Origin of the sequence: Tabrizicola sp., from assembly GCF_016793705.1 — a bacterium.
Taxonomy (GTDB): Bacteria; Pseudomonadota; Alphaproteobacteria; order Rhodobacterales; family Rhodobacteraceae; genus Tabrizicola.
In genome coordinates this window covers 1-24,548 of the sequence record NZ_JAEULO010000018.1, presented here as the reverse complement: position 1 = coordinate 24,548, position 24,548 = coordinate 1, and the positions used below count along the sequence as shown (strand labels likewise).

Here is a 24,548-nt window from a genome sequence, read left to right as displayed (position 1 = left end):
ACGGAGAAGAGCGATGCGGATCATGCGCTGGCTGATCGTCCTGGGGCTGGCCGCAGCGGGTGGGGTTTACCTCATGGCCCGACCGAAGCCGCTCGCGGCCGCGGCGGTGGCAGAGTTGACCGGCGATGCGGTGCACGGCGAACAGGTCTTCTGGGCGGCGGGCTGCGCCTCCTGCCACATGGCGGCAGAGGCCAAGGGAGAGGCCGAGTTGGTCTTGTCCGGAGGGCAGAGGTTCCCCTCGGACTTCGGCACCTTCATCGCCCCGAACATCAGCCAGGACGTCGAGCACGGCATCGGCAGCTGGACGCTTCTGGACCTCGCCAACGCGATCACCCGGGGGGTCAGCCCGAAGGGCGAGCACTATTACCCCGCCCTGCCCTATGCGTCCTATGCCAAGATGGAGATGCAGGACGTGGCCGACCTTTACGCCTTTCTGAAGACCCTGCCGGCAGATCCGACGCCAAGCCAGCCGCATGAACTGGGCTTCCCGTTCAACATCCGCGACTCGATCGGGGTCTGGAAGCTTCTGTTCCTCTCGAAGAACTGGGCGCTTCCGGGGAACCTGACCCCTACCGCCACACGCGGCCGCTATATCGCCGAGGCCATGGCGCATTGCGGCGAATGCCACACGCCGCGCAACCTGCTGGGCGGCATGGACACGACCCGTTGGCTGGGTGGCGCGCCGAACCCCTCGGGTGACGGGCGTATTCCGAACATCACGCCAGGCAAGCTGGCCTGGTCTGCGGCGGACATCGTGCAGTATCTGACCACGGGCTTCACGCCAGACTTCGACAGCGTGGGCGGGCACATGGCGCATGTGGTCGAGAACATGGCACGGCTGCCGGAGAGCGACCGGCAGGCCGTCGCCGAATACATCCTGGCAGTGCCGAGCGTGGAATAGGCAACGAACTGCCGAAATGCAGGCCGGGTTTGCGGGAATCTGCCGTAAACCAAAGGGATAAGCCACCCGCATACTACATCAGTTCTATTGCAGGTGCTCTTCTGCCCGGGGTTGTCTCGCCGCACCTCATGCAGGGAGAGACCAATGAGACTCGTATTGATGATTGTAGCGGCCGGTGCCGCACTCGCCTCGGGCGCGTTTGCAGAGGACGAGGACCCCTTCGCCGATACCGTCGAGATACGGCACGGCCTGATGCTGCAAATGGCGTCGGAACTGGGCAAGGTCGGCGCAATGGCCAAGGAAGAAGCGCCATACGACGCGGCGGTGGCAGGCAAGGCGGCGGCGAATATTGTGGCCATCGCCTCGGTGCTGAGCATGGACCAGTTCCCGGCAGGCTCGGAGTACCAGAAGGCGACCGACAGCTTCGCCCTGCCCGCCATCTGGGAGAAGCAGGACGACTTCCTGACCAAGATCGCCGATCTCAACACGGCGGCGGCGGCGTTCCAGACCGCGGCAAGCACCGACCTTGCCAGTCTGAAAACCGGGATGGAGGGCATCGGCGGCGCCTGTGCAGCCTGCCACAAGGCCTATCGCCAGCCGGAAGAATAGGGTTGGTAGCGAGTGGAAGTCGGTGGCGGGCAGGGTTTTCCCTGCCCGTTTCACATCCATTGCCCTGCGAAGGGTCGGGCGGACCTGCTCTCAACATATAGGCAACCATACAAGATATTGATCACTATCGCTTTCCTGTTCCGAAAACTTGCTGTATGGTGACAAAAAACACGAGCAGAACGGAAACTTCCCATGACCAGATTTATGATCCCCGCGCTTGTCGCGCTGACTTCGCTTCCCGCCGCCGCGCAGGATGGGGGCAACGGCCTCTCCTTCGGCGGCGCGGTGAAGCTGGAATATCTTGACGCAGACTCTCATCTCTGGGCCTTCGACGGCGACGTGGGAATGAGCTGGCGGTCGGGCGGCCTTCTGGGCTTCGACGCCTCGGTCGACACGACATACCTGGACGGCGACGGCACCAGCGATGACCTTACCAACGTCTGGGCGGCTCTGGTCCTGTCGACCGGGGCGGGCGAGTTCGCCGTCGGCGCCCCGCGCCCGCTGGTCGATACGCTGGCCGTGATGCCGAAATTCTCGTCCTCGCGGGTTCTCGACCTGGAGACGAGCTTCCTGCGCGGCCCGATCACCTCGATCGCCAGCGCGTCGGACAATGGCATCACGCCGGGCATCACCTGGAAGCAGGACACCGGCAACCTGACGTTCGGCGCGGGCTACCACCACCTGAACGACGGCGACAATGTCGAGATCCTGGAAGGGATCATGCGCTACCAGACCGGAGAGACCACCTTCTTCATCACCGGCGAATTCGCCGAAACCGAAGGTCCGAATGCGACGCTGATGCAGATCGGCGCCTTCCATGACGCCGACCGCTTCGCCTTCGGCGCGGCGCTGTCGCAGCTGGATCTGACGGACGCCACCCGCAGCCTGCGGCTTTACGGCAGCTTCGACGTGATGCCCTCGCTGACGCTGCGCGGGGATGCGATGATGATCCAGGACGCGAGCGACATCTATTCGCTGTCGGCGACCTACGGGATGGACAACGGCCTGTTCATCGAGGGCGGCGGCAGCAAGATCGGCGGCTCGGACGAGATCTATGACATCGGCGTCGGCTTCAAGTTCTGAGGCCAGCCGTCATGTCTGACGAAAGGGCCGCCACTGTGCGGCCCTTTTCGTTTCGATCAGCCCAGGCCCGCCTGCCGCGCCGCGCGCATCCGGTCGAAATCGTCGCCGGCGTGGTAGCTGGAGCGCGTGAGCGGCGTGGCCGAGACCATCAGGAACCGCTTGCTCCAGGCCGCCGCCTCGTAGGCCTTGAATTCTTCGGGAGTGACGAAACGGTCGACCCGGTGATGCTTGGGCGTCGGTTGCAGATACTGGCCGATGGTCAGGAAATCGACATCTGCCGACCGCATGTCGTCCATCACCTGCAGCACCGCCTGCCGGGTCTCGCCAAGGCCAACCATGATGCCGGACTTGGTGAACATTGTCGGGTCCAGCTCCTTGACCCGTTGCAACAGGCGCAGGGAATGGAAGTAGCGGGCGCCGGGCCGGACCTCATGGTAGAGGCCGGGCACGGTTTCAAGGTTGTGGTTGAAGACGTCGGGGCGCGCCTCGACCACCTTCTCCAGCGCCGAGGGCGGACATTTCAGAAAGTCGGGCGTCAGCACCTCGATGGTCGTCGCGGGGCTGCGGTGACGGATCGCGCGGATGGTCTGGGCGAAGTGCTCGGCCCCGCCATCGTCAAGATCGTCGCGGTCGACCGAGGTGACGACGACATGGGCCAGGCCAAGCTCGGAGACCGCATGGGCCACCCGACCGGGCTCGAAGGCATCAAGCGTATTGGGTTTGCCGGTCGCCACGTTGCAGAAGGTGCAGCCGCGGGTGCAGATTTCGCCCATGATCATCATGGTGGCATGGCCCTGCGCCCAGCATTCGCCGACGTTCGGGCAGCCCGCTTCCTCGCAGACCGTAACCAGCTTCTTCTCGCGCAGGATGTCGCGGGTCTTCTTGTAGCCTTCCGAGGTCGGCGCCTTGACCCGGATCCAGGACGGTTTCTTCGGCTGGGCGTTGTCCGGGCGATGCGCCTTTTCCGGGTGCCGTTCTTCGGGAAGCTTGAGGTCGCGCACGGAATTTTCCCCCTGACCCAGTGGCTAAACCCCAGATAAGCCGGTTTTGCCCCCAAGGCAACGTACCGAACCCTTGTCGAATTGCCGCGTCCCCATGCGGGATGCGCAAAATCCATGGAGAATCCGATGGTCAAATTCTTTATTGCCGAGATGATCGGCACCGCGATCCTTGTCCTGTTCGGCTGCGGTGCAGCGGTGCTGATGGGCGCGCATATAGGCATGATGGGCATCGCCCTTGCCTTCGGGCTTTCAATCGTCGCGGCGGCCTACGGCCTGGGGCCGATCACCGGCGCGCATCTGAACCCGGCAGTAAGCCTGGGCGCTTTCGTTGCGGGGCGGATGCCGGTCGCGACGCTGGTGAACTATGTCGCCGCACAAGTGGTCGGCGCGGTGCTAGGCGCCGGTCTTGTGTATCTGATCGCCTCCGGCCAGGCGGGTTATGATCTGGCGACCAACGGTCTGGCTCAGAACGGCTACGGTCCTGGATATCTGGGGGAGTACGCACTTGGTTCGGCCTTGGTGTTCGAGTTTGTCATGACCTTCGTCTTCGTGACGGTGATCCTCGGCGTGACGCAGGCCGACTCGCCCGTGGCTCTGGCCGGCCTGGCCATCGGACTGACGCTGACCGGCATCCACCTTGTCGGGATCAACGTGACCGGCGTTTCGGTCAACCCGGCACGGTCCTTCGGCCCGGCGCTGTTCGTCGGCGGCAAGGCGATGGCCGACCTCTGGGTCTTCATCGTGGCGCCGCTTGCGGGTGGCGCGGTCGCGGGCCTCGTGCATCGGATGGGAATCACGCGCGCCGCCTGACACCCTCAACGGTGCGCGATCCGGGGACGGGGAAGTCCCGGGAGAGAGGGGGGTGCCCATGCGGCACCCCCCTTTCGATTGTCCGTTCGGGTTTGACAGGGATCAAGGCCGCGCCGCGGTCAAGCTGACATCAGACCGCCAACAACCGAGGCGACGATGTCCCTTACCGAGCTGACCCTTGCCGTGCTGGCCCTGCTCCTGACGCCGGGGCCGACGAATTCGCTGGTCCTTCTCGCCGGGGGCGAGCGGGGCTGGCCGGGCGCGCTGCGGCTGGTTCCGGCCGAGCTTTCCGGCTATCTCGTGACCGTCCTGCCGCTGGCCGTGATGGGCGCGACGCTCTTTGCCGATCACGATGCCCTGCGCACAGCGGTAACGCTGGCGGCGGCGCTCTGGGTGGCGGTGCTGGCGGTGAAGCTGTGGCAGATGCCGGAGGTCGCGGGCGATGGAATGTCGGTCGGGGGCAGCGCCCTGTTCGTGACCACCGCGCTGAACCCCAAGGCGCTGATCTTCGGCCTGGTGCTCCTGCCCTCTCCCGACCGGATTGCGGCCAACCTTGCGATCTTCACGACTCTGGTTGTCGCCGTGGCAATCTTCTGGGCCGGACTTGGCGCGGCGCTGCGGAAAGGCGGATCGGGCCAGCCGCGAGCAATCCCACTGCTGCGGCGGCTGGCCTCGGTCTGGCTGGCGGCGATCTCGGTGGTGCTGATCGCACGCGGCATGGGCGCCTAGCCGATCAGCGGACCGGACTTGCCATAGGTTTCCTCGTAGTGCCGCCAGAGCCGCATCAGCGCGATGCGCAGCACGATCTTGCCCGACCGCGCCGCCCAGCCCATGCGCTTTTCGGCGACCTCCAGCCCTTCGAGGAAACAGCAGCAGCGCAGGGCCACATCGCCAAGCCCCGGCCCCAGGTCGCGCAGCGCCACCGCCACCCGGCCCCGGGCCGACGAAGGTCCCTCGCCCAAGCCGCTGTCGGGCTGGAACCCGCCGCGGTCGCCCGGGGTCAGGAACCGGTCCCAGTTCTGCGCCACGCGCGGGCCCATCTGCGCCAGTTCGAAATCCTCGCGCAGGCGTTCCGCAGCGGCAACCAGCTCGGGTTCCAGGAAGGGCTTGCCGTCGCGGTCGCGCCTGCGGCCAAGCAGCGCCACCGGGCTTTCCGCAAGGTTGTAGCGCACCCTGCGCGGGCCGCTGTCATCCATCACCTCGCGTTCGCCCCAGACCCGGTGCTGCTCGCCGAAGGGTGCCGCCGCCTCGGACAGGCCATGACGGCGGCGGTCCTCCTCGTCCACCATCCGCTTGAGCGCGGCCCGGCCCGCCGAGGTGATCTCGTAGGTCGAAACGCGGCCCGGCTTGCGGCAGGTCACCCAGTCCTTCAGCACGAAGGCATGGGCAACCGCGCGTTCCAGCACCGCCGTCCGCAGGCTCTTGCCGTCCGGAAGGTCACGGATCACCGCTGCCCTTTCAAGATCGGGCGCGATGGCCATCACGGCACCGGGCTCCGCCAGGCGGCGCAGGACACGCATCCCCTCGCGCAGCAGCGCCTGTTCATCGCAGATTTCCGGCTGGGCCGCCGGGGCCTGAAGACGCGGGTGGACGGACATGGGCTGGTCATCCTTCTGGGCTGGGTCTGCAGGGGCGCGCAGCGCGATACGGGTGATGGCCGACAGCGCCTCGTCCATCAGCGGGTCATCGCGACGGTTCTCGAACCGGCGCACCTGCCGCAGAACCGTCGAGGCGTGAATTCCTTCGCGCCGCGCAAGTTCCCTTAGCGATGTTCCCTCTTCGGTATGGTCGAGATAGTGGCGCACGGCGGCGGGAAGCCAGTCTGGCAGGCTGGCAACAGTCAATTCAGGCAATTCAGTCGTCCCGTCCTTGTCCACCCCGGGGCTGCAACAGGTCCAGCCTTGGACTGAACAACCTAAGGTAGAATTGGTTACTCGATCGTTAAGCTCACGACCGACTCCAACAATTCGACAGAATCCTTAAACCCTTCGGTAACTACCGAACGCTCAAACCGATTGGTACGCAACGTAGGGTTGTAGTGGCGCAGGATGCGGCCATCTAGAATGGAGAATCCGATGACCGACTGCCGCACCATGCTTGAAACCCTGCGCCGCCCGCGGCTCCTGATGCGCGCCGCGCGGTTCGGACTGGCGGAGTATCGGCGTGAGCGCGACCTGCGCCGCTATGTCGAGGGGCCAACCTCGCCCGAGGACACGGTCAGTTCGCTGATGTCGGTCGAGGCCCGGCTGGAGGCGACACGGATCACGGGCGATGCTGCCTATTCCGTGGCGCGGCATATCGAGGTGCTGATCGCGCTTCTGGCCGAAGCGCAGTTCCTGCGCCGGGGCGGTCTGGCCTGACATGCCTGCGCAAACGAAAAGGGGGCGGCTCGACCGCCCCCTTCCCGTCTTTGCTCACGCCCTGCGGCCTCAGATGAAGGCGTCCGGCATTTCCGCCTTGCGGGTGGCGACGAAGGCGTCCAGTGCCTCGCGGGTGCCGGGGTCCATGTCCGGGGCCTGGTAGTCACCCAACTGCTTGCGGACCCGTTCGTTGGCAAGGGTCTGGGTGTCGCGCGACCCTTCCTCGGCCCAGGTCTCGAACGGCTTGTAGTCAAGGAGGTCCGACCGCCAGAAGGCCGACTTGAAGTTTGCCTGTGTATGGGCACAGCCAAGGTAGTGGCCGCCGGGACCGACTTCGCGGATCGCGTCCATTGCCTGGCCGTTGGTGTCGATGCTGACCCCCTGCGCCAGGTGATGCAGCGTACCGAGCTGGTCGGCGTCCATCACGAATTTCTCGTAGGAGGAGACCAGCCCGCCCTCCAGCCAGCCGCAGGCATGGAGCATGAAGTTCACCCCCGCCAGCAGCGCCATGTTCAGGCTGTTCGCGGTCTCATAGGCCGCCTGCGCATCGGGCAGCTTCGAGCCGCAGAACGACCCGCCCGAGCGGTAGGGCAGCCCCAGCCGCCGCACCAGCTGGCCCGCGCCATAGGTGATATGCGCCGCTTCCGGCGTCCCGAAGGTCGGCGCGCCCGAGTTCATGTCGATGGACGTGACGAAGGCCCCGGCGATGACCGGCGAGCCCGGACGGACCAGTTGCGAATAGCTGACCCCGGCCAGGATTTCCGCCAGCACCTGCGTCAGCGTCCCCGCCACCGTCACCGGCGCCATCGCGCCACCGACGATGAAGGGCGAGACAATGCTGGCCTGGTTGTTGGCCGCATAGACCTCCAGCGCGCCCATCATGATGCCGTCGAAGGTCATCGGCGAGTTGATGTTGATGAGGCTGGTCATCACCGTGTTCTGGTCGACGAAATCATTGCCGAACAGGATCTTCGCCATCGCCACCGAATCCGCGGCGCGGGAGGGCTCGGTCACCGACCCCATGAACGGCTTGTCCGACAGCGTCATATGCGCGAGCAGCATGTCGAGGTGGCGCTTGTTCACCGGAATGTCCGTCGGCTCGCAGACCGTGCCGCCGGAATGGTGCAGCCACTTGGACATATAGCCGAGCTTCACGAAGTTCCGGAAATCCTCCAGCGTGGCATAACGGCGACCGCCTTCCATGTCGCGCACGAAGGGCGGGCCGTAGACCGGAGCCAGCACCAGATTGCGACCGCCGATCTCGACGTTGCGCTCGGGGTTCCGCGCGTGCTGGGTGAAGGTCTTCGGCGCGGTCGAGACCAGTTTCCGGGCCAGCCCGCGGGGAATGTGCACCCGCTCGCCCTTCACGTCGGCGCCTGCCTCGCGCCAGCGGCGCAGGGCATCGGGGTTCTCGACGAAGTTGACGCCGATCTCTTCCAGCACCGTTTCGGCGTTGGCCTCGATGATCTGCAGCGCTTCCTCGTTCAGGATCTCGAAGTTCGGGATGTTGCGCTGGATGTAACGCGCGGTCTCGAAGCTGATCGCGGTGCGTTCCGCCCGGCGGCTGGCTCCCCCACCACTGCGCGACCTGCGCCCTGCAACTTCGTTCATGGTCCACCTCCGGGAATTGTCTGCCGCCCTTATGCCGCCAAACCGCTGCGGACCGCCCCTCGAAACCGTCCAATCCTTTCCAAAACCGACATGCATACCCGTCGCAAACGACATCGCGCAGCCGACCGGACGCGCGCGATATCTTGCGCTCGCGCCCGTCCCGGCCTAATCGGGCGCATGAGCCAGACACACGACCGCCTCCTCATCATCGACTTCGGGTCCCAGGTGACGCAGCTGATCGCGCGCCGCCTGCGCGAGCTGAACGTCTACTGCGAAATCCACCCCTACAACCGCGTGGACGAGGCTTTCCTGAAAGCCTTCGCGCCGAAGGCGGTGATCTTCTCTGGTGGACCGGCCAGCGTCTACTGGGACAATGCCCCGATGCCCCCCGCCGGGGTCTTCGACCTGGGGGTCCCGATCCTCGGCATCTGCTACGGCCAGCAGGTGATGATGCATGCCTTGGGCGGGCATGTCGAAGGCGGCCACGGCACGGCAGAGTTCGGCAAGGCCTTCGTCACCCCCACCGACCTGACCCACCCGATCCTCGCCGGCTGGTTCCCGCCCGAAGCCGGTCCGCAGGCACAGGAACAGGTCTGGATGTCGCACGGCGACCATGTGTCGAAGCTCGCCCCCGGCTTCCAGGTCTACGGCACCTCGCACAACGCCCCCTTCGCCATCACCGCCGACCCCGCGCGGCATTTCTACGCCGTCCAGTTCCACCCGGAGGTCCACCACACCCCGAAAGGCGCCCAGCTTTACGAGAATTTCGTCAAGCTCGCGGGCTTCAAGGGCGACTGGACGATGGGCGCCTATCGCGAGGAGGCGATCCGCAAGATCAGGGAGCAGGTCGGCGACGCCAAGGTGATCTGCGGGTTGTCGGGCGGAGTGGACTCCTCCGTCGCGGCGGTGCTGATCCACGAAGCCATCGGCGACCAGCTGACCTGCGTCTTTGTCGACCACGGGCTTCTGCGGCTGGGCGAGGCCGAACAGGTCGTCACCATGTTCCGCGACCATTACAACATGCCGCTGATCCATGCCGACGAAAGCGACCTCTTCCTCGGCGCGCTGGAGGGCGTCTCCGACCCCGAGGTCAAGCGCAAGACCATCGGCAAGCTCTTCATCGACGTGTTCCAGAAGCACGCGAACGAGGTCGGCGGGGCAAAATTCCTCGCCCAAGGCACCCTCTACCCCGACGTGATCGAAAGCGTCAGCTTCTCCGGCGGACCTTCCGTCACCATCAAGAGCCACCACAACGTCGGCGGACTCCCTGCGAAGATGGGCCTGAAACTGGTGGAACCCCTGCGCGAGCTTTTCAAGGACGAGGTCCGTGCGCTCGGCCGGGAACTCGGCCTGCCGCAAAGCTTCATCGGCCGCCACCCCTTCCCCGGCCCCGGCCTCGCCATCCGCTGCCCGGGAGAGATCACCCGCGAGAAGCTCGACATCCTGCGCCGGGCCGATGCGGTCTACATCGACCAGATCCGCAAGCACGGGCTCTATGATGAGATCTGGCAGGCCTTCGCCGCCATCCTGCCGATGCGCACCGTGGGCGTGATGGGCGACGGGCGGACCTATGACTACGCCTTGGCCCTCCGCGCCGTTACCAGCGTGGACGGGATGACCGCCGACTACTATCCTTTCACCCATGATTTCCTGGGCGAAACCGCCACAAGGATCATCAACGAAGTCAAGGGCGTGAACCGGGTCTTCTACGACTGCACCTCGAAGCCGCCGGGGACCATCGAACTGGAGTAGGTGATGGAGCTTCACCGCAAGGGCAGCCGCTCAGCCGTCCAGGGCCAGGAGCAATGGTTCACCGGAAGCGTCCGCATGGACCCCGTGATCGGGGCCGAGCCGCCGGGGCGTCCCGGATCGGCCATGGTGACCTTCCAGCCCGGTGCCCGGACCAACTGGCACACGCATCCGCTGGGCCAGCTTCTCATCATCACCGAAGGCCGTGGCCGGGCGCAGTCAGACGGCGGCCCGGTGGTCGAGCTTCTGCCCGGCGACGTGGTCTGGTTCGCTGCGGGCGAGCGGCACTGGCACGGCTCCGCGCCGGATGCCGCCATGACCCATATCGCGGTGCATGCGGCGCTGAACGGCAGCACGGTCGACTGGGAAGGCCCCGTCGCCGACCATGACTATCTTGCGGAACCGGAGAATCCGGCGGGCTAGAACCGCCCGTGGACCGAGAATTCACTGACCGGCTTCCGCCCGCTCGGCTTCTCCCGCTCGCGCAGATGATCGGGCAGCGCCTTGGCTGGCCCCTGCTCGCCCACTGCCACAACGCAGTGCAGCGTGTGGCTGTCCGGAAGACCCACCGCAGCCGCCAGCCGGTCCTTGTCAAACCCGCCCATGGCATGCGCGAACAGCCCCATTGTCTGTGCCTGTAGCGCAAGGCTCATCCAGGCCGCGCCGGTGTCGAAGCCCGCCGTGTGGTTCGCAACCTCCGCCCCTTCGCGGTTCAGCACCGTATCCTTCGAGGCCACCGCGAACAGCACCGCCGCCTTCCCGGCCCAGAGCGGGTTGTTGCCGGTTAGCGTGTCCGCGATCGCCGCAAATCCCGCCTCGCCCCGGCGCGTCCAGACCAGCCGCCAGGGCTGGTGGTTCGATGCCGATGGCGCCCAGCGAGCGGCCTCCAGCAGAGACATGACCTCGCCCTCCGACAGCTCCCGGTCGGTGAAGGACCTCGGCGACCAGCGCGCCGGAAACTCGGGGGCGACCGGGTGGTCGGTCTGGCGCCCGGTGGCTTGATCGAGGCTCATGCGGCTTCCTTTCCTGCTGCAGCCGACCAGATAGGCCGCCTCGCGAGTCAAGGCAACCGTGGGGCCCTGCACCCTGCCCCTCCGCCTGTGCACAGAGACCCGGCGACAGGCCCCTGCGCCCATGCCATGATCGCCGGGTCAAGGGAGGGGCGAAAATGCAGGCAGTCCGGTTGCAGGCGGTGGGCAGGATCGGCCTGGTCGAGGTCCCGGATCCGGGTCCCGGTCCCGGCGAGGTCCTGGTCCGGGTCCAGGCGGCGGGCATCTGCGGCACCGACCGGCATCTCTTCAGGGGCGAGTTTCCCTGCGCCCCGCCCGTCACGCTCGGCCATGAATTCGCGGGCGAAGTCGTGGCCTGCGGCGAGGGCGTCACCCTGCCCCTCGGCACCCGCGTGACCTGCGACCCGAACATCGCCTGCGGTTCTTGCGACCAATGCCTGCGCGGGAGGGTCAACCTCTGCGCCCGCAACAGCGCCATCGGCATCCACCGCGACGGCGGTTTCGCCGAACGGACGGTGATCCCCGCCCACCGCGCCATCCCGGTCCCTGGCCTGAACCCGCAGCACGCCGCCTTCGCCGAACCGCTCGCCTGCACCCTGCACGGGCTGGACCTCGGCGCGCCGATCCCCGGCGAGCGGGTCATCGTCCTTGGCGGCGGGGTGATCGGTCTTCTCGCGGTGCAACTGGCGCGCAACGCCGGGGCCGAAGTCACCCTCGTCACCCGCCACCCCGCCAAGCGCGACCTTGCCCTGTCGCTCGGCGCCAGCCACACCGCCGCGACCGAGGCCGAGGCCCACGCGCTTCTTCCGCAAGGCGCCGATCTCGTCCTCGAATGCGCAGGCGTCGCCGAAACGGTGGAGATGGCCCCGCGCCTCACCCGCTCCGGGGGCCGTGTGGTGGTTCTCGGCGTCATGCCGCAGGGCGAGACGGTCAGGATCGAGCCCTTCGACCTGCTCTTCCGCGAAATCCGGCTGCTCTACAGCTTCATCAACCCCTTCACCCAGGCCCGCGCAGCGGCGATGCTGAGCGAGGGCCGGATCGACACTACCCCCCTGATCTCGCGCGTGATCCCGCTCACCGAGGCGCCGGAGGCCATTGCCAACCCTGCATTGCCGGGAGAGGTCAAGGTCCTCGTCGTACCCGGCTAGTAGAGCCCGCCATGCGCGCCCTGCACCGCGCCTGCCACCGCCAGCGCCGACAGCGCCAGCAGCACCCGGTGCAGCCGCAGGACGAGCGCGAAGGTGCCCTCCGGGTCGCGCGTGGCGCGGACGTGGAACCAGCGGTGCAGGACCAAGGGCTCCAGCACGAAGAGGATCAGCGTGAACAGCGCCCAGACCGCGACCATCAGGTGCAGCCACCAGTAGCCCGGCAACAGGAACAGGCCCCAGCCGTCGGTCAGTCCCAGCATCCAGAGGCCCGACAGGCCCGCGACCAGCGTCGACAGCTTCGCCTGCCCGCCGAAGCGGCCCTCCAGCCGCTCGAAGGTCGCGATCCGGTCCGCCGCAGGCAGTCCTCGCATCTGCGGCAGGATCACCAGCGTCACCATCGCCACCCCGCCGATCCAGTGCACCACCGCCAGCACATGCAGGACCCGCGCCAGCACATAGAGATCCATGTCCGACCCTCCTGCCCTGTCCCTACCCGAGGCCCGCCCTGCCCGCCTTGCCCGAAGTCAAGCTCTGGACATTCCCGCCCCACCCGGCAAGGGTCTGCGGCATGACCCACCGCCCGCTCGCCGCCGCGCTCTGGATGACCGGAGCCATCGCCGCCTTCACCGCCATGGCCATCGCCACGCGGCAGATCAAGGGCGTGCACGACACGTTCGAGATCCTCGCCTACCGCTCGATGATCGGCTGGGTCATCATCGTCGCCGTCGCGCTGGCCCTCGGCAGGCGCGGTGACATCCGCACCGACCGGCTTCCCAGCCACCTGGTGCGCAACGTCTTTCATTTCACCGGCCAGTCGCTCTGGTTCTGGGCACTCACCATGATCCCCCTCGCCCAGGTCTTCGCGCTGGAGTTCACATCGCCGATCTGGGTGATCCTGCTTTCGCCCCTCGTCCTGGGCGAGGCACTGACACGCCGCAAGCTTGTTGCCGCCGCGCTCGGCTTTGCCGGGGTGCTGATCGTCGCCCGCCCCGACTTCGGCCATGTCGAGCCCGGCGTCCTGGCCGCCGCGGGGGCAGCGTTCTTCTTCGCCTCGACCAGCCTGATGACCAAGCTTCTGACCAAGGGCGAGCCGATCCTGTCGATCCTCTTCTGGCTGACGCTGATGCAGGCGGTCTTCGGAACGCTGGCGATCATGCTGTTCGGCCCCGTGACATGGCCGACGCTGGCCACCCTGCCCTGGCTCGTGCTGATCGGCATTTCCGGCATCACCGCGCATTTCTCGCTCACGACGGCCCTCTCGCTCGCCCCCGCCAGCACCGTCGTCCCGGTTGACTTCGCCCGCCTGCCGATCATCGCCGTCGTCGGCGCGCTGTTCTACGACGAGCCCATCCAGGCATCGCTCTTCGCCGGGGCCGCGCTGATCTTCCTCGGCATCTGGATCACGCTGCGGGGTGGCGCATCTGCGCCACAGGGTCGCAGGGTCACGAATCCGTGACGCGGCGTCATTGATTGACCGGTTGACGCGCTGCGCCTAGCCTTCTTCGCAGGGGAAATCCTTGATCGGGGATGAGGAACATGAAGCGCATTCTTTTGGCCACCACGGCCCTGGCAGCCGCCGCAACCGGCGCACACGCAGGGGGCGTGGAACGGTCGACGCAGTCGGTAGCCATTCTCTTCGAGCAGGGCCGCTACGCCGAGCTCAGCTTCGGGCATTTTGACCCGACGGTCGAGGGCGCGGTCGGCGGCGGAGCGGTCAGCTCGGGCGACATGGCCGGAAGCTACAATTCCTGGAGCCTCGGCTACAAGATGGACATCGGCGACCGGATGGCGCTGGCGATGATCCTCGACCAGCCGATCGGCGCGAACGTCAACTATCCGGCCAGCGCAGCGCCCTATCCGCTTGCGGGGTCCACCGCCGAGCTGACCTCCAACGCCATCACCGCGCTTCTGCGCTACAAATTCGAGAACAACGTCTCGGTCTATGGCGGTCTGCGCTACGAGACCGTGCATGGCGAGGTCTCGCTGCCCTTCATCGGCGGCTACACGCTGACCACCAACCACGATTCCGAACTGGGCTATGTCCTCGGCATCGCCTGGGAAAAACCGGAAATCGCCGCCCGCGTCGCATTGACCTACAACTCGGCGATCACCCACTCTCTCGAGTCGGTGGAGTTTGGCGCCATCCCGGGGACATTCGACACCGAGATTCCGCAGTCGGTGAACCTGGAATTCCAGACCGGCATCGCCAAGGACACGCTGCTCTTCGGCTCGATCCGCTGGGTGGACTGGACCGCCTTCATCATCGACCCGCCAATCTATCCGCCGGCCGACCCGCTGGTCGACTATGCCAGCGACCGCGTGACCTACAACCTTGGCATCGGTCGCCGATTCAACGAGAACTGGTCGGGTGCCGTGACCCTTGGCTACGAGAAGGCCGATGGCGAGACCACAGGAAACCTCGGCCCGACCGACGGGATGAAGAGCATCGGCCTCGCCGCGACCTATACGATGGACAACATGAAGATCACCGGCGGCATCCGCTACGTTGATCTTGGCGATGCCACGACGAACCCGCCGATCGGCGGCGTCTTCACCGGCAACAGCGGTGTCGGCGTCGGCATCAAGATCGGCTATACGTTCTAATACGCCACACCCTGCGATAACAAACCCCGCCCCCGACCGGGCGGGGTTTTCCGTTGTGGAACGCCCCCCGCCCGGCTAACAGATGCCGCGAAGAGGTGACGCGATGATCTACCGTTCCGGTGCCGACTACCTGAAAGCCTCCCGCAAGCGGATCATGCTCTTCGGCATGTCCGGCCTCGGCAAGACCTACCTCTCGAACCTCCTCCGCGATCACGGCGACTGGTTCCACTACTCGGTCGACTACCGGATCGGCACCCGCTACATGGGCGAATTCATCGCCGACAACTTCAAGCGCGAGGCGATGAAGGTGCCGCTCTTGCGCGAACTCCTCATGACCGACTCGGTCTACATCGCCTCGAACATCACCTTCGACAATCTCGCGCCGCTCTCCACCTACCTCGGCAAGCCCGGCGACCCTGCCAAGGGCGGTGTGCCCTTCGCCGAATACATGAAGCGGCAGGACCAGCACCGTCAGGCGGAAATCGCCGCCACGCTCGACACCGCCCGCTTCATGGAACGGGCCGAGGAAATCTACGGCTACCCGAACTTCGTCTGCGATACCTCCGGCTCGATCTGCGAGGTGGTCGAGCCCGAGGACCCGCAGGATCCGGTGATGCGCCAGCTTGCCGACACCCTGCTGATGGTCTGGATCAAGGGATCCGATGCCCATACGGCGGAACTGGTGAAACGCTTCGACCGCGCGCCGAAACCGATGTATTACCAGCCAACCTTCCTTCACGCGATGTGGGAAGATTACCGCGCAACCCATTCCGTGACCGAGGAAACCTGCGATCCAGACCATTTCGTCCGCTGGACCTTTGCCCGCGCCCTTGCCCACCGCCAGCCGCGCTATGCCGCGATGGCGCGCTGGGGCGTGACCGTTACGGCCGAGGAAGTCGGCGCGGTCGCCAGCACGCAGGATTTCGACGCGCTCATGGCCCGCGCCATCGACCGCGCCTGACCTTGCAACCGGAACGATAACCCCCTAGCTCTTGGCCCTCATTCCAAGGACCCGACCCATGCCCATCACCCTGCCCGAAACCCTGCCCGCCTATGACGTGCTGCGGTCCGAGGGTGTCATGGTCATGTCCCCCGACCGCGCCGCGCATCAGGACATCCGGCCCCTGCGGATCGGTCTTCTCAACCTGATGCCGAAGAAGATCCAGACCGAGAACCAGTTCGCCCGGCTGATCGGGGCCACGCCCCTGCAGATCGACCTGCACCTGATCCGCATGTCCGAACACACGACGAAGAACACCGCCGCCGAGCACATGGCGACCTTCTACCGCCCTTTCCAGGACGTCCGGAGCGAGAAGTTCGACGGGCTGATCATCACCGGCGCGCCCATCGAGCACCTCGCTTTCGAGGATGTCACCTACTGGGACGAGCTTTGCGAGGTGATGGACTGGACGCAGTCCAACGTGCAGTCCACCTTCGGAGTCTGCTGGGGCGGGATGGCGATGATCAACCATTTCCACGGCGTGAAGAAGCACATGCTGCCCGCCAAGGCCTTCGGCTGCTTCCGCCACCAGAACCTCGCCCCCACCTCGCCCTATCTGCGCGGCTTCTCGGATGATTTCGTGATCCCGGTCAGCCGCTGGACCGAGATGCGCGAGGGCGAGATCGCCGCCGCGTCGGGGCTGAAGACTCTTCTCGGCTCGGACGAGGTCGGGCCCTGCCTGGTCGAGGACGCCGCCCACCGTGCGCTCTACATCTTCAACCACTTCGAATATGACAGCGACACGCTGAAGCAGGAGTACGACCGCGACGTGGCCAACGGCACCCCGATCAACGTGCCGCTGAACTACTACCCCGACGACAACCCCTCGCGCCCGCCCTTGAACCGCTGGCGCAGCCACGCGCATCTTCTCTACGGCAACTGGATCAATGAGATCTACCAGTCCACGCCCTACGACCTGGACGAGATCGGCCGCTGAGCCACGCCACATTGCGCTGGTCCACCCAATCGCCATACTGGCGGCAAACCGGGAGGCCTGCCATGACCCTACCATTCGACGGCGCGATCAGCCGCTACTTCCGCGAAGGCGCGCCGAAAGAGGTGCGCACGGCAATCGAGAAGGCGGGGAAGGACGACATCCTGACCAAGTCCTATCCCTACCGGGAGGAGATCAAGGGCAAGGACTACGACGCCCGGATGGAGGCCCTGCAGATCGAGCTGGCCAAGATGCAGGCCGGGCTCAAGACCTCGGGCAAGCGCCTGCTGGTGGTGTTCGAGGGCCGCGATGCCGCCGGCAAGGGCGGGACGATCAAGGCGGTGACCGAGAACCTGAACCCCCGACAGGCCTATGTCGTCGCGCTCCCGAAACCCAACGAGCGGGAAAGCCAGCAATGGTATTTCCAGCGCTACGTCGACTGGCTGCCCGCCAAGGGCGAGATCGCGCTGTTCGATCGCAGCTGGTACAACCGCGCGATGATCGAGCATGTCTTCGGCTTCTGCAAACCCGAGGAGCGGGAGAAGTTCTTCCGCCAGCTTCCGGAGTTCGAGCAGATGATCGTCGATGAAGGCATCATCCTGCTGAAGATCTGGCTGGAGGTCGGGCGCGCCGAGCAGCTGAAGCGCTTCCTCGATCGCGAAGGGGATCTCTTGAAGCAGTGGAAACTGTCCCAGATCGACGTGGACGGGCTGGCGAAATGGGACGACTACTGCACCGCCATCGACGAGACGATGCAGAAGACCCATTTCAAGCACGCGCCCTGGACGGTGATCCTGTCCGACGACAAGAAACGCGCGCGGATCGCGGCGATCCAGACGATCCTGTCGGCGGCGGACTACCCCGGCAAGGACAAGGCGGCCATCGGCAAGGTCGACGACAGGATCTGCGGCGGGCCGAAGCTGCGGTCGAAGGACTGACCTTGAAGCGGGGCTACCACCACGGCAACCTCCGGCAGGCGCTGGTCGAGGCGGCACTGGCGCTGATCGCCGAGAAGGGGCCGCAGGGCTTCACCCTGTCTGAGGCGGCGAAGGCTGCGGATGTGACCCCGGCGGCGGTCTACCGGCATTTCGCGGGGCGGGACGACCTGCTGGCCGAGGTCGCGCGGCAGGGGTTCGACATCTTCGCGGCGCTGCTGGAATTCGCCTACGATCAGGGGCGGCCTTCCCCCCTTGCGGCCTTCGAGGCGACGGGGCGGGCCTACCTTGCCTTTGCCCGGAAATATCCCGGCCACTATCAGGCGATGTTCGAGAGCGGCCTCCAGCCGGGCCAGCATCCCGATCTGGCCCAGGTTTCGGCCAAGGCGCGGGCCACGATGGACCGGGCGGCGGAGGGGCTGGTGCGGGGCCTGCCCGAGGGGCGGCGCCCCCCGGCCAGCATGGTCTCGGCCCATGTCTGGGCAGTGTCGCACGGGGTGGTGGAGCTGTTCCTGCGCGGCAACGGCGGGCCGCAGCCCTGGCCGCCGGAGGACTTGCTGGAGACCGGGATCGGGATCTATCTGCGGGGGCTGGGGCTCTTGTCGCCGGATCGGTGAGGACGGGTGTCCACGGTGGACAAACGCTGATAGGTCAACAAAATCAGTAAGTTGGTTGCGGACGTTAAGACTTTCGTAACCCGCCCCAGAGGCTCGTCGGTGACTTCGCCCCTCCTCGCTGGGTTTGCCCCACGACGAGGAGGACGAAGTCGAACGAGGAGTATTTCTACCGGAACAATACCAGCGCAGACGGCGACCACGCCACCCGCACCTTCGTCCCCACATCCAGCACCGGGCGGCCGGGGACGTTGCGCATCGACAGCCGCACCTCAACATCCGTCCCGCCGAGATAGACGTCGTAATAGGTCATGTCGCCGAAATAGATCACCTCGTCGATCACGCCTTCCGTCTCACGCTCGGCAGCCTTCTGGTCGTCGTAGAGCAACGTCAGTGTCTCGGGCCGCAGCCCCACCACCGGGCTTTCGCCCTTGGCCGGAGGGGCCATCGCGGCGTCGATAGTGACGTGACCCAGACCCTTGGCGTCCACCTCGACCTTGTCGCCCGCTTCCGACAGCACCGTCGCCGGGATGAAGTTCATCGTGCCGATGAAATCCGCGACCTTCTTCGAGTTCGGGCGGCGATACAGCGTTTCGGGGTCGGCCAGCTGCGCGATCTCGCCCTCGAACATCACGGCGATGCGGTCGGACATGACCAGCGCCTCTTCCTGGTCATGCGTCACCAGGATGAAGGTGATGCCGACCTGGCGTTGCAGCTTGATCAGTTCCACCTGCATATGTTCGCGCATTTTCTTGTCGAGCGCCGAAAGCGGTTCGTCCAGCAGCAGGACCTTCGGCTTCAGGATCAGTGCCCGCGCCAGCGCCACCCGCTGTCGCTGGCCGCCCGACAGCGCATGGGCTGCGCGTTTGCCATAGCCCTTGAGGCCGACCATCTCCAGCGCCTCGGCGACCGCGGCAGCCTTCTCGTCCTTCGAGCGCGGGTCCTTGCGCAACCCGAAGCCCACGTTTTCCGCCACGCTCATATGCGGGAAGATCGCGTAGCTCTGGAAAACCATGTTCGTCGGCCGGGTATTGGCTGCGACGCGGGCCATGTCCTTGCCGTCGATCATGATCACGCCCGAGGAGATGTCCTCGAATCCGGCGATGGTGCGCAGGAGCGTGGTCTTGCCGCAGCCCGAGGGACCGAGGAGCGAGAAGAACTCCCCCGCCTTGATCGTGCCATTGATCCCCCGCAGCGCGTGGTAGTCGCCATAATACTTATGGACGTCCTTGAATTCGATCATCGTGGGTTGGTCAGCAGACGTCACAGGAAGCCTCCGGAATCTTTGCCACCCGCCTTGGCGATGCCGCGGCGGCGCATGTACTCGGCGAAGCCGAGCAGGATGATCGAGAAGAGAACGAGGATCGTCCCCAGCGCCAGCATCGAGGGCACTTTTGCGGGGAAACGGAACTGGCCGAAGATATAGACCGACAGCACCGGCTTGCCCGAGCCGAGGAAGTTCGCCAGCACGAATTCGTCGATCGAGATGGTGAAGCAGATCAGGAAGCTGGCGATGATCCCCGGCATGACCAGGGGCAGGATGATCAGCCGGAAGGTTGCGGCGCGGGTTTCGCCCAGGTCCAGCGCCGCTTCCTCCAGCGACTTGTCGAGGCTCTGGAAGGCCGAGGTGAGGATCGCCACCGCGAAGGGCATGCACAGAAGCACATGGCCCATGATGATCGTCAGCATCGACAGCGGCACCGAGAGCGACAGGAGCACGATCAAGAGCGCCATGGCGATGACGATGTCGGGCAGCACCATCGGCAGCATGATCAGGCCCATGGCGGGGGTCTTGCCGGGGAAATTGTAGCGCACCGAGGCGCGGGCGGCGAAGAGGCCCAGGATCGTGGCGAGCGAGGCGGTGCAAAGCGCAATCACCAGGCTGCGGAAGAGCGCGCTCCTCAGGTTGGCATCGGCCCACATCTCGCCGAACCACTGGGTCGTGAAGCCCTTGAGCGGAAAGGCCACCACCTGCGAGTCGTTGAAGGCGAAGACCGGCAGGATCAGGATCGGGGCATAGAGGAAGATCAGGTAGAGGATGGCGTAGACCGAGAGACCAGAGCCCTTCTTCATTTGCGGCCTCCCAGGAAGCGGCGGTTCCAGAGCACGAAGGCGATGGAGATCAGCGCCACGATGGTCATCGCCGCCACCGCGATGGCCGAGCCCATGGCCTGATCGCGCTGCTTCAGCATCTGTGTCTCCATCAGGTTGGCGATCATCGGGGTGCGGCCGCCGCCGATGAGTTCCGGCGTCACATAGTCGCCCACCGTCGGGATGAAGACGATCAGCACCGCGGCGATCACCCCCGGCAGCGACAGCGGCAGCGTGACGCGCAGGAAGGTCATCCAGCGGCTTTCGCCGAGGTCCTGCCCGGCCTCGAGCAGGCTGCGGTCGACCTTCTCCAGGCTGACGAAGATCGGCAGCACGGCGAAGGGCGCGTAGGCATGGGCCAGCGTGATGATGATCGACAGGACCCCGTTCGACAGGATGTTCGGCTGGGTGTCGGAAAGGCCGAGGCCCATGACCACGGAATCGAGGATGCCGTCGTAGCCAAGGATCGTCCGCCACAGCGAGACGCGGATGATGTAGCTGGTCCAGAACGGGATGGTGATCAGGAAGAGCCACAGCGACTTGCGCGACGGGTTGACGTGGAAGGAGACGAAATAGGCCACCGGATAGGCCAGAAGCACGGTGGCGAGCGTCACGAAGAACGACACCATCAGTGACCGCCACATCAGCGCGCGGTAGATCGGCTTGGTGAAAAGCTCATAGTAGTTGTCAAGGGTAAGCGGGAGGGAGACAGCGCCCTTCTCGCCGGTCATGACCGAATAGATCAGGACCGTGGCAAGCGGCGCGGCCAACATCAGAATCGCGTAGAATACCGGTGGCGAGATCAGCTTGAGGCCGGATCTGACCTCGGAACTGGGCGTTGCAGCCATCTTTCCCCCTGTCCGACCGCACTTCGGCAGCCTTGTCATTTGATCAAAACTAGACCGAATGATCCCGTTCAGGCAAGAGGGTCATCATTTCCTGATGAAATCAACCCCGCATGAGCCAAGGCCGGGGACTTGCGGCCCCGGCCCCGGCATGTGTCAGAGCTGAGGTCTTATCCGGCGATGCGCTCGATGGCGATCGCCCGTTTCTTAAGCTCGTCGTAAAGCGTGGGCACGATGCGGATCGCACCGACCGCGACGCGCAGCGCCTCGCTGATGCGGGCCTCCGACGGGTCGTCGGTGGCGACGCGCCAGATCATCCGGCGGGCAACGCCGTCGTCATAGACGATTTCGGTCGATCCTTGCCGCGTCTTGCGCCAACCAAGAAAATCCGCGCCGCCATGCGGCGCGTGAAAGGCATGTTGCAGTCCCATTTTCGGGCTCTCTTTATTGTCTGCTCGTGCGGCAACTTTCGGCCAGCGCCTGCCCTTCGGTCAACCTTTCGATAGATCAAATCCTCAGCAACGAGTCCGATCTGCAACAGGTAAGGGATCCCCTACACCAGCAGATCCGAGGGCGGACGGGCCAGAAGGTCGGCCAGCGTGCGCATCGCGGTGACGAACGACTCGCGGCTGACGCCTGCGGCGATGGCAATGCGGACGGCGTTCGGGGCGCGGCCATGGATCAGCGCATATTCGTCGGCCGAGCGGACGAGGACACCGCGCGCCTCGGCGGTGCGCAGGAAGGTCGAAGCGCGCCAGCCCAAGGGCAGCCGCAGCCAGACGAAGGGCACGCCGGGTTGCCAGCCAAGGTCGAAGGCGCCGATGTGGTTGACGAGGATCTGCTGGCGGGCGGCGAATTCGGCCTGCACCCGCTCGCGGATACGGGCGGCTTCGCCGGACTGGAAGAGCCGCAACATCAGGTCGGACACCGGGCGGGACAGGGCGAAGAAGCCGTGCTGGGCGGTCAGGCGACCCGCCTCGCCCATGCCGGCGGGACAGATGACATAGCCGAAACGCAGGGCTGCGGAGAGGGTCTTCGAGACAGAGCCCACCAGCCAGACCCGTTCGGGAGCGAGCGCGCGCAAGGAGGGAATGTCCGAGACGGCGACGGAATAGCAGTCGTCCTCGAGGATCTGCAGGTCGTAGGCGCGGGCGATTTCGGCGATGGCCTGCCGCCGTTCCACCGGCATCCGTCCGGTCGTGGGGTTCTGCGCCTCGGTGGTCAGGCACAGGACCTGCGCGCCGTGGCGGCGGCAGGCGGCCTCCAGCGCTTGCGGCACGATGCCGTGCTCGTCGATCTCCACCGGCACCACCTCGGCCCGGGCGGCACGGGCGGCATAGCGGAAGCCGGGATAGGCCAGATCCTCGATCAGCACCACGGGGCGTTCCCCGCGCAGGCAGCAGTCGAAGATCACGTGGATCGCGTTCTGCCCGCCATGGGTCAGCGCCACATCCTCCGGCCCCACCGGCCCCAGGATCCGGTCGCCCATCCAGGCCACAACCTCGGCCCGCAGACCCGCTTCGCCGGTCTGGCTGGTATAGTCGAGCCACCCGGCGCCGGTGTCCTCGGCCATCTCCAGGAGCGCCCGGCGGAAGGCCTCGCCCTGCCCCATGTCGGGAACCTGCGGGGCGCGGAGATCGACCAGCCCGGTCGCGCCGCCGGTGATGCGTTCAGCATACAAGGGCTGGGTCGGCCCAAGGCGCGGCGATTGTGCCGCTACAAACGTCCCCCGCCCCACGGTCGCCGCCAGCAGCCCTTCCTGGGTCGCCAGTTGATAGGCCCGGGCCACGGTTCCCGGGGTAAGCTGCAACCGCCAGGCAAGGTCTCGCACCGTCGGAAGTTGGGAATTTGCAGGCAGATCCCCACTCCGGATCGCATCCCGCAAGGCGCGAGACAGCGCCAGATACTTCGGACCGGGGAATTGAGTCAGATCGGGCGCCCAACTTGTATCAGTCACAATAAACCTCTGGCGACTCATTGCGGGATATTGATACAATATACTTACCTTGGAAGGCATATTGTATCAACACAAATCGAAGGAGGCAGCAATGCCCCACAGCCACATCGAAACCCTTCCCCTGCGCGCCCGTCCGGGTGTCGTCGCGCGCCTGATCGCTGCCGTCACCGCCGTCGCCAGCCGCCGCCGCGACCGCCAGCGCCTTGGCCAGCTGGACGCGCATCTGCTGCGCGACATCGGCCTCGAGGCGCAGGACGCGCGCCGCGAAAGCGCCAAACCCTTCTGGCAGTCCTGACAGCCCATCCCCGAGCGGTCTTCGCTCTTACCCCTGACTGGGCCGGGTCTTCCCCGGCCCTTCTTTTTTGCGCCACGCCAAAGCAAAAGGCCCGCCGGTGGGGCGGGCCTTCGCATTCGTAGGGTGTGCTTCAGCGCACCGTTTACCGCTTCGAGAACTGGAACGAGCGGCGGGCCTTCGGCTTGCCGTATTTCTTCCGTTCGACGACGCGGCTGTCGCGGGTCAGGAAGCCTGCCGCCTTCAGCGCCCCGCGCAGCGCGGGTTCATAGAGTTGCAGCGCCTTCGAGATGCCGTGCTTCACCGCGCCGGCCTGGCCCGAGAGCCCGCCACCGGCGACGGTCGCATAGACGTCGAACTGGCCTTCCACATTGGCCACGGTGAAGGGCTGCTTCAGGATCATCTGGAGCACCGGGCGGGCGAAGTAGACAGCCATTTCCTTGCCATTGACCACGACCTTGCCCGAGCCGGGCTTGACCCAGACGCGGGCAACCGCGTCCTTGCGCTTGCCGGTCGCGTAGGAGCGGCCCAGCTTGTCGCGGACGGGCAGACGGGGTGCGGCTTCGACCGCGGCGGGCGCCGAGCCGACAGCCGACTTCAGGTCATCGAGAGATTTGATATCGGCCATGATCACGCGCTCCGGGTGTTCTTCGGGTTCAGGACCTTGAGGTCCAGAACGGTCGGCTGCTGCGCCTCATGCGGATGCGCGGCACCTGCGTAGACGCGGAGGTTGGTCATCTGCTGGCGGCCCAGGCGGTTGCGGGTGATCATCCGCTCGACGGCCTTTTCCACCACACGTTCCGGGTGGGCGCCTTCCAGCACCTGCCGCGCGGTCCGCTGCTTGATGCCGCCGGGGTGGCCGGTGTGCCAGTAATAGACCTTGTCGTCGCGCTTCTTGCCGGTCATCTGCACCTTGTCGGCGTTGATGACGATGACATTGTCACCCATGTCCATGTGGGGGGTGAAGGTCGGCTTGTTCTTGCCGCGCAGGATG

Annotated in this window: 28 protein-coding genes; 16 read left to right on the top strand and 12 right to left on the bottom strand. The window is 65.8% G+C overall.

Translation table 11 applies throughout. From position 1 onward, the window contains the following. Positions 1-13 precede the first annotated feature (13 nt). From JNJ68_RS02700 to JNJ68_RS02690, 3 genes are all read left to right on the top strand, one after another. A complete protein-coding gene (locus JNJ68_RS02700) occupies positions 14-901 on the top strand; it encodes a cytochrome c (protein WP_294978629.1) in 888 nt (295 codons plus the stop codon). A gap of 144 nt (positions 902-1,045) precedes the next feature. Continuing rightward, entirely contained in the window at positions 1,046-1,510 is a 465-nt protein-coding gene (locus JNJ68_RS02695) for a cytochrome c (protein ID WP_294978627.1), read from the top strand. 192 nt (positions 1,511-1,702) lie between these two features. Beyond that, positions 1,703-2,593, top strand: a complete 891-nt coding sequence (locus tag JNJ68_RS02690) for a porin (protein ID WP_294978624.1) — start codon at positions 1,703-1,705, stop codon at positions 2,591-2,593. Positions 2,594-2,649: 56 nt separating this feature from the next. Here JNJ68_RS02690 and lipA read toward each other — a convergent pair whose 3' ends face one another. Beyond that, positions 2,650-3,594 (bottom strand): lipoyl synthase, encoded by a 945-nt coding sequence (lipA, locus tag JNJ68_RS02685; protein ID WP_294978621.1) that lies wholly within the window; start codon positions 3,592-3,594, stop codon positions 2,650-2,652. Between the two features lie 126 nt (positions 3,595-3,720). On the opposite strand from lipA, the gene JNJ68_RS02680 reads away from it, so the two are divergent. Further along, a complete protein-coding gene (locus JNJ68_RS02680) occupies positions 3,721-4,404 on the top strand; it encodes an aquaporin (protein WP_294978619.1) in 684 nt (227 codons plus the stop codon). Positions 4,405-4,560: 156 nt separating this feature from the next. Continuing rightward, positions 4,561-5,133, top strand: a complete 573-nt coding sequence (locus JNJ68_RS02675; protein WP_294978616.1) for a hypothetical protein — start codon at positions 4,561-4,563, stop codon at positions 5,131-5,133. Here JNJ68_RS02675 and JNJ68_RS02670 read toward each other — a convergent pair. Beyond that, positions 5,130-6,257 (bottom strand): DUF6456 domain-containing protein, encoded by a 1,128-nt coding sequence (locus tag JNJ68_RS02670; RefSeq protein ID WP_294978613.1) that lies wholly within the window; start codon positions 6,255-6,257, stop codon positions 5,130-5,132. The two genes, JNJ68_RS02675 and JNJ68_RS02670, sit on opposite strands and share 4 nt — an antisense overlap. 222 nt (positions 6,258-6,479) lie before the next feature. Between JNJ68_RS02670 and JNJ68_RS02665 the strand changes: the two genes are divergently transcribed. Then, positions 6,480-6,764 carry a DUF6477 family protein gene (locus JNJ68_RS02665; RefSeq protein WP_294978610.1) on the top strand — a complete coding sequence of 95 codons (285 nt, stop codon included), beginning with the start codon at positions 6,480-6,482 and terminating at the stop codon, positions 6,762-6,764. A gap of 69 nt (positions 6,765-6,833) precedes the next feature. Here the strand turns inward: JNJ68_RS02665 and JNJ68_RS02660 are convergent, their stop codons facing one another. Further along, positions 6,834-8,375: a trimethylamine methyltransferase family protein gene (locus JNJ68_RS02660; RefSeq protein ID WP_294978607.1), complete on the bottom strand. Its 1,542-nt coding sequence runs from the start codon at positions 8,373-8,375 to the stop codon at positions 6,834-6,836. A 177-nt stretch (positions 8,376-8,552) separates the two neighbouring features. Here JNJ68_RS02660 and guaA point away from each other — a divergent pair, with 177 nt between their 5' ends. Then, positions 8,553-10,127, top strand: coding sequence for a glutamine-hydrolyzing GMP synthase (guaA, locus tag JNJ68_RS02655; protein ID WP_294978605.1), 1,575 nt, complete (start codon positions 8,553-8,555; stop codon positions 10,125-10,127). Positions 10,128-10,130: 3 nt separating this feature from the next. Next, on the top strand, positions 10,131-10,547 hold the full coding sequence (locus tag JNJ68_RS02650; protein ID WP_294978602.1) for a cupin domain-containing protein: 417 nt from the start codon (positions 10,131-10,133) through the stop codon (positions 10,545-10,547). Here the strand turns inward: JNJ68_RS02650 and JNJ68_RS02645 are convergent. Further along, positions 10,544-11,137 carry a nitroreductase family protein gene (locus JNJ68_RS02645; RefSeq protein ID WP_294978599.1) on the bottom strand — a complete coding sequence of 198 codons (594 nt, stop codon included), beginning with the start codon at positions 11,135-11,137 and terminating at the stop codon, positions 10,544-10,546. The genes JNJ68_RS02650 and JNJ68_RS02645 overlap by 4 nt on opposite strands. Before the next feature lie 155 nt (positions 11,138-11,292). Between JNJ68_RS02645 and JNJ68_RS02640 the strand changes: the two genes are divergently transcribed. Further along, positions 11,293-12,282, top strand: coding sequence for a zinc-dependent alcohol dehydrogenase family protein (locus tag JNJ68_RS02640; protein ID WP_294978596.1), 990 nt, complete (start codon positions 11,293-11,295; stop codon positions 12,280-12,282). On the opposite strand, the gene JNJ68_RS02635 is transcribed toward JNJ68_RS02640, so the two are convergent. Next, positions 12,279-12,749 (bottom strand): hypothetical protein, encoded by a 471-nt coding sequence (locus JNJ68_RS02635; RefSeq protein WP_294978593.1) that lies wholly within the window; start codon positions 12,747-12,749, stop codon positions 12,279-12,281. The two genes, JNJ68_RS02640 and JNJ68_RS02635, sit on opposite strands and share 4 nt — an antisense overlap. 101 nt (positions 12,750-12,850) lie before the next feature. On the opposite strand from JNJ68_RS02635, the gene JNJ68_RS02630 reads away from it, so the two are divergent. The 6 genes from JNJ68_RS02630 (at position 12,851) to JNJ68_RS02605 (ending at position 18,372) form a co-directional block, all read left to right on the top strand. After that, a complete protein-coding gene (locus JNJ68_RS02630) occupies positions 12,851-13,738 on the top strand; it encodes a DMT family transporter (RefSeq protein WP_294978589.1) in 888 nt (295 codons plus the stop codon). A gap of 80 nt (positions 13,739-13,818) precedes the next feature. Then, positions 13,819-14,886 (top strand): hypothetical protein, encoded by a 1,068-nt coding sequence (locus tag JNJ68_RS02625; protein ID WP_294978586.1) that lies wholly within the window; start codon positions 13,819-13,821, stop codon positions 14,884-14,886. 103 nt (positions 14,887-14,989) lie between these two features. Beyond that, on the top strand, positions 14,990-15,847 hold the full coding sequence (locus tag JNJ68_RS02620; protein WP_294978583.1) for an ATPase: 858 nt from the start codon (positions 14,990-14,992) through the stop codon (positions 15,845-15,847). 58 nt (positions 15,848-15,905) lie between these two features. Further along, entirely contained in the window at positions 15,906-16,823 is a 918-nt protein-coding gene (gene metA / locus JNJ68_RS02615) for a homoserine O-succinyltransferase (RefSeq protein ID WP_294978580.1), read from the top strand. 62 nt (positions 16,824-16,885) lie between these two features. After that, positions 16,886-17,758 carry a polyphosphate kinase 2 gene (gene ppk2 / locus JNJ68_RS02610; protein WP_294978578.1) on the top strand — a complete coding sequence of 291 codons (873 nt, stop codon included), beginning with the start codon at positions 16,886-16,888 and terminating at the stop codon, positions 17,756-17,758. Then, the gene (locus JNJ68_RS02605; protein ID WP_294978837.1) at positions 17,755-18,372 is read left to right on the top strand and encodes a TetR/AcrR family transcriptional regulator; all 618 of its coding nucleotides are present in this window, start codon (positions 17,755-17,757) and stop codon (positions 18,370-18,372) included. The genes ppk2 and JNJ68_RS02605 overlap by 4 nt, the downstream gene beginning before the upstream one ends. A 166-nt stretch (positions 18,373-18,538) precedes the next feature. On the opposite strand, the gene JNJ68_RS02600 is transcribed toward JNJ68_RS02605, so the two are convergent. The 5 genes from JNJ68_RS02600 to JNJ68_RS02580 form a co-directional block, all read right to left on the bottom strand. Beyond that, the gene (locus tag JNJ68_RS02600; protein ID WP_294978576.1) at positions 18,539-19,612 is read right to left on the bottom strand and encodes an ABC transporter ATP-binding protein; all 1,074 of its coding nucleotides are present in this window, start codon (positions 19,610-19,612) and stop codon (positions 18,539-18,541) included. Positions 19,613-19,632: 20 nt separating this feature from the next. After that, positions 19,633-20,442, bottom strand: coding sequence for an ABC transporter permease (locus tag JNJ68_RS02595; RefSeq protein ID WP_294978573.1), 810 nt, complete (start codon positions 20,440-20,442; stop codon positions 19,633-19,635). Next, positions 20,439-21,308, bottom strand: coding sequence for an ABC transporter permease (locus JNJ68_RS02590; protein WP_294978570.1), 870 nt, complete (start codon positions 21,306-21,308; stop codon positions 20,439-20,441). The genes JNJ68_RS02595 and JNJ68_RS02590 overlap by 4 nt, the downstream gene beginning before the upstream one ends. A 167-nt stretch (positions 21,309-21,475) precedes the next feature. Then, on the bottom strand, positions 21,476-21,736 hold the full coding sequence (locus tag JNJ68_RS02585; RefSeq protein ID WP_294978567.1) for a hypothetical protein: 261 nt from the start codon (positions 21,734-21,736) through the stop codon (positions 21,476-21,478). 122 nt (positions 21,737-21,858) lie between these two features. Further along, a complete protein-coding gene (locus JNJ68_RS02580; RefSeq protein ID WP_294978564.1) occupies positions 21,859-23,283 on the bottom strand; it encodes a PLP-dependent aminotransferase family protein in 1,425 nt (474 codons plus the stop codon). A 70-nt stretch (positions 23,284-23,353) separates the two neighbouring features. On the opposite strand from JNJ68_RS02580, the gene JNJ68_RS02575 reads away from it, so the two are divergent. After that, positions 23,354-23,557 (top strand): DUF1127 domain-containing protein, encoded by a 204-nt coding sequence (locus JNJ68_RS02575; protein WP_294978561.1) that lies wholly within the window; start codon positions 23,354-23,356, stop codon positions 23,555-23,557. Positions 23,558-23,699: 142 nt separating this feature from the next. Here the strand turns inward: JNJ68_RS02575 and rpsI are convergent, their stop codons facing one another. Both rpsI and rplM read right to left on the bottom strand, forming a co-directional pair. Then, positions 23,700-24,182, bottom strand: coding sequence for a 30S ribosomal protein S9 (rpsI, locus tag JNJ68_RS02570; RefSeq protein ID WP_294978559.1), 483 nt, complete (start codon positions 24,180-24,182; stop codon positions 23,700-23,702). 2 nt (positions 24,183-24,184) lie between these two features. Continuing rightward, on the bottom strand, positions 24,185-24,548 hold a 364-nt coding region (gene rplM, locus JNJ68_RS02565), incomplete at its 5' end, for a 50S ribosomal protein L13 (protein WP_294978556.1).

Excerpts from the sequence above, each read along its gene's own strand:
- JNJ68_RS02575 (WP_294978561.1), top strand. The coding sequence starts at position 23,354 with ATGCCCCACAGCCACATCGAAACCCTTCCCCTGCGCGCCCGTCCGGGT.
- metA (WP_294978580.1), top strand. The coding sequence starts at position 15,906 with ATGCCCATCACCCTGCCCGAAACCCTGCCCGCCTATGACGTGCTGCGG.
- JNJ68_RS02645 (WP_294978599.1), bottom strand. The coding sequence starts at position 11,137 with ATGAGCCTCGATCAAGCCACCGGGCGCCAGACCGACCACCCGGTCGCC.
- JNJ68_RS02595 (WP_294978573.1), bottom strand. The coding sequence starts at position 20,442 with ATGAAGAAGGGCTCTGGTCTCTCGGTCTACGCCATCCTCTACCTGATC.
- JNJ68_RS02665 (WP_294978610.1), top strand. The coding sequence starts at position 6,480 with ATGACCGACTGCCGCACCATGCTTGAAACCCTGCGCCGCCCGCGGCTC.
- JNJ68_RS02700 (WP_294978629.1), top strand. The coding sequence starts at position 14 with ATGCGGATCATGCGCTGGCTGATCGTCCTGGGGCTGGCCGCAGCGGGT.
- JNJ68_RS02650 (WP_294978602.1), top strand. The coding sequence starts at position 10,131 with ATGGAGCTTCACCGCAAGGGCAGCCGCTCAGCCGTCCAGGGCCAGGAG.
- JNJ68_RS02690 (WP_294978624.1), top strand. The coding sequence starts at position 1,703 with ATGACCAGATTTATGATCCCCGCGCTTGTCGCGCTGACTTCGCTTCCC.
- JNJ68_RS02620 (WP_294978583.1), top strand. The coding sequence starts at position 14,990 with ATGATCTACCGTTCCGGTGCCGACTACCTGAAAGCCTCCCGCAAGCGG.
- JNJ68_RS02660 (WP_294978607.1), bottom strand. The coding sequence starts at position 8,375 with ATGAACGAAGTTGCAGGGCGCAGGTCGCGCAGTGGTGGGGGAGCCAGC.
- JNJ68_RS02635 (WP_294978593.1), bottom strand. The coding sequence starts at position 12,749 with ATGGATCTCTATGTGCTGGCGCGGGTCCTGCATGTGCTGGCGGTGGTG.
- JNJ68_RS02680 (WP_294978619.1), top strand. The coding sequence starts at position 3,721 with ATGGTCAAATTCTTTATTGCCGAGATGATCGGCACCGCGATCCTTGTC.
- JNJ68_RS02640 (WP_294978596.1), top strand. The coding sequence starts at position 11,293 with ATGCAGGCAGTCCGGTTGCAGGCGGTGGGCAGGATCGGCCTGGTCGAG.
- rpsI (WP_294978559.1), bottom strand. The coding sequence starts at position 24,182 with ATGGCCGATATCAAATCTCTCGATGACCTGAAGTCGGCTGTCGGCTCG.
- JNJ68_RS02695 (WP_294978627.1), top strand. The coding sequence starts at position 1,046 with ATGAGACTCGTATTGATGATTGTAGCGGCCGGTGCCGCACTCGCCTCG.
- JNJ68_RS02580 (WP_294978564.1), bottom strand. The coding sequence starts at position 23,283 with ATGAGTCGCCAGAGGTTTATTGTGACTGATACAAGTTGGGCGCCCGAT.
- JNJ68_RS02590 (WP_294978570.1), bottom strand. The coding sequence starts at position 21,308 with ATGGCTGCAACGCCCAGTTCCGAGGTCAGATCCGGCCTCAAGCTGATC.
- guaA (WP_294978605.1), top strand. The coding sequence starts at position 8,553 with ATGAGCCAGACACACGACCGCCTCCTCATCATCGACTTCGGGTCCCAG.
- JNJ68_RS02585 (WP_294978567.1), bottom strand. The coding sequence starts at position 21,736 with ATGGGACTGCAACATGCCTTTCACGCGCCGCATGGCGGCGCGGATTTT.
- JNJ68_RS02625 (WP_294978586.1), top strand. The coding sequence starts at position 13,819 with ATGAAGCGCATTCTTTTGGCCACCACGGCCCTGGCAGCCGCCGCAACC.
- ppk2 (WP_294978578.1), top strand. The coding sequence starts at position 16,886 with ATGACCCTACCATTCGACGGCGCGATCAGCCGCTACTTCCGCGAAGGC.
- JNJ68_RS02630 (WP_294978589.1), top strand. The coding sequence starts at position 12,851 with ATGACCCACCGCCCGCTCGCCGCCGCGCTCTGGATGACCGGAGCCATC.
- JNJ68_RS02600 (WP_294978576.1), bottom strand. The coding sequence starts at position 19,612 with ATGATCGAATTCAAGGACGTCCATAAGTATTATGGCGACTACCACGCG.
- JNJ68_RS02675 (WP_294978616.1), top strand. The coding sequence starts at position 4,561 with ATGTCCCTTACCGAGCTGACCCTTGCCGTGCTGGCCCTGCTCCTGACG.